The 409-nt window shown below is 49.9% G+C and carries 1 protein-coding gene; it reads right to left on the reverse strand.

What is annotated here, in order from left to right; all coding sequences use genetic code 11:
• On the reverse strand, nt 1-227 hold a 227-nt coding region (locus HG543_RS54195; RefSeq protein ID WP_211194837.1), incomplete at its 3' end, for a methylenetetrahydrofolate reductase.
• Nucleotides 228-409: the final 182 nt, after the last annotated feature.

Raw genomic sequence — 409 nt, forward strand, 5'->3', positions numbered from 1 at the left:
CCCTTGATGATGCTGTGGGTGCGATCGCGCTCGCCGGAGTTCGCGCCATAGGTCACCGAGACAAACTTCGGTTTCAGACTGCTCAGGCGATCGATGGATTTCCACAGGGTTTGCTCCATTTCACTGGTGCGCGGCGGAAAGAATTCAAAGGACACATTAATCTGGCCCTGGACTTCCGCCAGGCTCTGATTCAGGGCTTCCCGCTGATTGGCGTGAAAAAAGCTCATACCTTACCTCATCAATCGCATGTAATGGCTGTTATATTGCGAACTTCTATACGTTTAGACGTCCAGATGTAAAAATGACGGAAAAGCGCGCGGGCGTCAATAGAAAAATCTGCGTAAAGAGTGAGGAATAGGTCACCTACATGAAAAAATTTCATCTTCCGATCACCTGGCCACGCACAGGA

The organism is Pyxidicoccus fallax (assembly GCF_012933655.1).
In the GTDB taxonomy this organism is placed as follows: domain Bacteria; phylum Myxococcota; class Myxococcia; order Myxococcales; family Myxococcaceae; genus Myxococcus; species Myxococcus fallax.